At 70.5% G+C, this 2,708-nt stretch carries 2 protein-coding genes; both read right to left on the bottom strand.

All coding sequences use genetic code 11. The annotated features are described in order from the left end of the window. Positions 1 to 43: 43 nt before the first annotated feature. Positions 44 to 427: a hypothetical protein gene (locus tag ACIOFR_RS42030; protein WP_266328108.1), complete on the bottom strand. Its 384-nt coding sequence runs from the start codon at positions 425 to 427 to the stop codon at positions 44 to 46. Positions 428 to 701: 274 nt separating this feature from the next. After that, positions 702 to 2,615 (bottom strand): LuxR C-terminal-related transcriptional regulator, encoded by a 1,914-nt coding sequence (locus tag ACIOFR_RS42025; RefSeq protein WP_401006084.1) that lies wholly within the window; start codon positions 2,613 to 2,615, stop codon positions 702 to 704. Positions 2,616 to 2,708: the final 93 nt, after the last annotated feature.

The raw sequence follows: 2,708 nt of genomic DNA, 5'->3' as shown, positions 1-2,708 counted from the left end.
ACGGCGGTGAAAGCCTCGTCCACGACGGGATCGGCGGCGTGCCTCAGTCCGCGCTCTCGGAGATCATTTCCAAGAGCGCCGACGCTTTTCCCAGGACCTCCACCGCAGCCTTGTTCCGGGCGAGTTCCTTCTCCAGCCGTTCCACCTGCCGGCGCAGCTTCTCGTTCTCGACCTCGGCGGCGGACTTCTTCGGGCGCACCGGGCTCGTGCGGCGGTCGGCCAGGTTTTCCAGGGCGCCGGCATCGCGCGCGGCCCGCCATTCGGTGACGTGGGAGTGGTACAGGCGCTCGCGGCGCAGGACCGCACCCTTCTCACCCTCGGGCGCGGCGTCGTACTCGGCGACGATCCGCAGCTTGTACTCGGGGCTGAACGTGCGGCGCTTCGGCCTGGGAGCCGGGCTGGCAGCGGACGGATTGGTGCTGGTCATCAGGGGTGGAACTCCTACTCGGGGCCCTCTCAGGCTAACCCGCCAAAGCGGGATGTCTCACCCAAGGCTGACAGAGAGGGAGGGGCCGCCGCACCTGCGCCTGCTGAGGGATGGTCCGGTCGTAGGCGGTGACTCTTCGCGCAACCGTCCGACCGGTGGACGCTGCGAGGCCTCGGCCGGGGACTCACCGCACAGGTGATCGATGCGGCTGTGTCGCTGATGGGCTGCGGCAAGGCCACGCCGTAGAGCAGACGTGGCTGACTGCGGCGGTGTGTCAGGTGGGGGTGGGGTGGTGGATGTCGCGGCGGGTGGTGTGGAGTTTTTTGAGGGTGCGGGCGAGGTGGTGTTCGACGGTGCGGACGGAGAGGGAGAGGGCGCGGGCGATGTCCTGGTTGGTGGCGCCGGTGGTGAGGAGGTCGGCGACTTGGTGTTCGCGGGGGGAGAGGTCGGCGTCGTGGGTTCGGCGGGTGCGGGGGGTGGGGCGTTGCTGGCCGAGTTCGCGCAGGGTCTGTTGGCAGCGGGCCTGGTCGGCGGTGGCGCCGAGGCGGGTGTAGGTGTTGAGGGCGTCTTGGAAGGTGCGGGCGGCGAGGCCGGGGTTGTCGGGGTGGGCGGTGAGGTGGGCGTGGCCGGTGTGCTCGGCGACCTGGGCGGCGTGGTAGATCCGGTCGAGGGCCTGGTAGCGGGTGCGTGCGTGTTCGAGGTGGCCGATGGCTTTCTCGGGAGTGGTGGGGGTGGCGAGCAGGCCTTGGGCCCAGAGGATTTCGGCCTGGGCGCCGGGGGCGTCGAGGCTCTCGATGCCGCGGGCGGTCTCGCGGATCAGTTCGTCGGCCTGTTCCGCCAGGTCGCAGGCGAGAGCCGCCCGCACCGCGGTGGGAAGCAGGCCCACCGCCCACACCCAGATGCCCTTGGCCCGCTGGGCGTCCAAGGTCGGCTGCAGGTGTTCCCAGGCCGCGTCGGGTGCGCCTTCGGCGAGGTCGAGGCAGCCCAGGCCCGCGGCAGCCTTCATCCGCACTGAAAGATAGTCAGCGGTGGCCTCCAGCACGCTCACCAGGCGTTCGCGGGCGCGTGGCCAGTGTCCGCGGGCGATGTCCAGCTGCGCACGGATCAGCATCGGCTCCACCTCGAACGCTCCGCCCTCCTGGCTCGCTTCGGGGGCGAGGGATTCGAGGCGGTCATCGAGCCCGTCCCACAGGCCGTCGGCGAAGTCCAGTTCCAGCCCGCACGTGTCGACATATGTTGCCAGGGTTTGGTTGCCGATCCGGTCGGCCAGCTCCTTCGCCTCGTCGATCAGCTCGCGGGCCCTGGGGTCGTCACCCCGCCACATTGCCCCGTCCGCCGCGTTGAACAAGGCCTGGCAGCACTGGTCCTGGATGCCGCGGTCCTGGTCCTGGCGGGGCAGTTGCTCCAGCAGCGTCCGGGCCGCGCGGTCCCCGATCTGTTCGAGCAGGGTGATGCGGCCGGCCAGCACGTATGCGTGGGCCACGGGGTCGTCGGTGCGGGCCACGGTCTGCACGGCCCGTTCCATCCACGCGATGTCCTGCGCGACGGGTACCGAGTAGGCGCCCATGCCGAGGCCGGCCATGGCGACGGCGGCCAGGTCCGGTCGGCTGTCGAGCTCGTCTATTGCCCGCTCCAGCTCCCGCAGGTACTTCATCTCCATGGTCTGGATGAGGAGGGTCCGGGCGAGGTTGAGTCGGATCTCGCCGCGGACGGCGCTGGGGAGGGAGGGGTCCGCCAGGATGGCGCGCAGTGCGGTGACGGTGGTGGTGATTTCGAGGCGGCGGTAGGTGATGCGGGCGAGGGTGAGGGCGGTGGTGGTGCGTTGGTCGGTGGGGAGGGTGGGTTCGGCGAGGAGCTGCTGGAGGAGTTGGGTGGCGATGCCGTCGTCGCCGATGCGGGTGGCGTGGTCGGCGGCGGCTTGTGCGCGGGGGATCCAGGTGTGGGGGTCGTCGAGTTGGCGGGTGTGGTGGGCGATCTGGACGAGGGGTGGGTTGGGGCCGGTGTCGAGGGCGTGGATGGTGCGTTGGTGCAGGCGCCGGCGGCGGGGGCCGGGGATCTTGTCGTAGACGGTCTGGCGGGCCAGGACGTGCCGGAAGCCGTAGCGGCCGGGGGAGGTCTCCTCCAGGATGGTGGCGTCGAGGGCTTCGGTGAGGCCGGCTTCGGCGTCGTCCTCCTCCAGACGGGCCACTGAAGTTCCCCCTTGGAACTGGACAGCGGGTGCTTACGCTGCGGGGGTGAAGTCGTGCTGCAGTCTGGCTCGGGTTTCGAGTGGGGTGAGGTA

Origin of the sequence: Kitasatospora sp. NPDC088346 (genome assembly GCF_044740765.1) — a bacterium.
GTDB lineage: Bacteria > Actinomycetota > Actinomycetes > Streptomycetales > Streptomycetaceae > Kitasatospora.
Note: the sequence above shows the minus strand (reverse complement) of the source record. Positions and strands in the feature narration are given on the sequence as shown.

Coding starts and splice junctions, on each gene's coding strand:
- ACIOFR_RS42030 (WP_266328108.1), bottom strand. CDS start 427: ATGACCAGCACCAATCCGTCCGCTGCCAGCCCGGCTCCCAGGCCGAAG.